At 57.3% G+C, this 1,502-nt stretch carries 1 protein-coding gene and 1 pseudogene; both read left to right on the plus strand.

Translation table 11 applies throughout. From position 1 onward, the window contains the following. Positions 1–191: 191 nt before the first annotated feature. A complete protein-coding gene (locus HMPREF1556_RS03160; RefSeq protein WP_021666801.1) occupies positions 192–1,196 on the plus strand; it encodes a cation diffusion facilitator family transporter in 1,005 nt (334 codons plus the stop codon). 40 nt (positions 1,197–1,236) lie between these two features. Then, positions 1,237–1,502 (plus strand): annotated as a pseudogene (locus HMPREF1556_RS08705) (hypothetical protein); the annotation flags it as partial.

Genomic DNA, 1,502 nt, shown 5'->3' on the forward strand with positions numbered 1-1,502 from the left:
TTTTTCGGCGACCTACCGTAGGTCGTTTTTTCGTCCCTCAGGAGAGCCCTCTGGTGAGGGTGGGGAAGAGCCTTCGGAAGACTACCCCGAGACCAGTGCATTCGCCCTAGCGGAGGGATAAGATGAATAGTTTGTATTTTTGTGCTACTGGTCCTATTAGATCCTAATAAGTAAGACAAAGAGTAAGCCCTATGATACCCCACGACAATGAGCATCATGAGCACCAGGAGCATCTCCACGGAGAGGGGTGCTCGGGGGAGCACTCCCACGCTCATGGTCACAGCCATAGCCATGGGCATGGCCACCATCATCATCACCACCATCATCATGCGGAGGGCAATATCCTCATCGCCTTCCTGCTGAACCTCTTCTTCGCCATCATCGAGCTCTTCGGCGGGCTGTACACGGGTAGTGTGGCCATCCTCTCCGACTCACTTCATGACCTCGGAGACTCCTGCTCTCTAGGGGTAGCCTGGTATCTGGAGCGCCTCTCGAAGAAGGGACGAGACCGCCACTTCAGCTATGGGTACAAGCGCTTCTCCCTCCTAGGGTCTCTGCTGATCTCGACGATCCTCCTCGTCGGCTCCTTCTTTGTCATCAAGGAGTCGGTGGAGCGTATCATCGCCCCGGGTGAGCCCCATGCTGGGGGGATGTTCATCCTAGCGATCTTCGGCCTCCTGATCAATGGCTTCGCGGCCTGGCGTATGGGTGGTGGAACGTCGCTCAACGAGCGCTCCATGCGCCTGCACCTCATGGAGGACGTGCTGGGATGGATCGCTGTGCTCATCGTGAGCGTCGTGATGTACTTCTTCCCGACCTTCAAGATCCTCGACCCTCTGCTCTCGCTGGGGATCACCGCTTGGATCCTATATAATGTCTACTTCAATCTCCGAGACAACTTCCTCATCCTCCTGCAGGGGGTCCCTGTGGAGGTCGATCAGGAGGCCTTCTGCCGTGAGGTAGAGGCGCTACCTGGAGTCCTATCCATGCACGACCTACATATCTGGACGCTCAATGGGGAGCAGCACATCGCATCGCTCCACATCGTCTATGCCTGTAGCGCCGAGATGAGCCCTCAAGCTCTAGCCGAGCTCAAGGCGACTGTCCGCCAGATAGCTCGGGAGTATGCTCTGGGGCACATCACTATCGAGCTCGACCCTCAGGGCTGTAGTTGTGGGATGGAGCACTGCTCGTAGCTCCCGCCTCAGCCCCCACCGATCCGCCTATTTCCATTAGATGAAGATAAGAAGCACCCTATCCCTCCTCCTCTTATGCCTTAGCTGGGCATCAGCCTTTGCCCAAGAGCCTCGGCGCTCACCCTACGATCCCTATCGCATCGAGGAAGTGCGGGAGATCCCCGACGAGATCAAGATGGTCCGTGGGGACAAGCTCCGTGCCTACAAGATGATCCCCGACGTGGCTCGTGCTGTGCGTGTGGAGATGCCTGACACGCTGACGCACTACACCTTCGAGTACATCTCTCCAGAGTTCCGCTCCCTGGG

Origin of the sequence: Porphyromonas sp. oral taxon 278 str. W7784, assembly GCF_000467855.2 — a bacterium.
GTDB lineage: Bacteria > Bacteroidota > Bacteroidia > Bacteroidales > Porphyromonadaceae > Porphyromonas.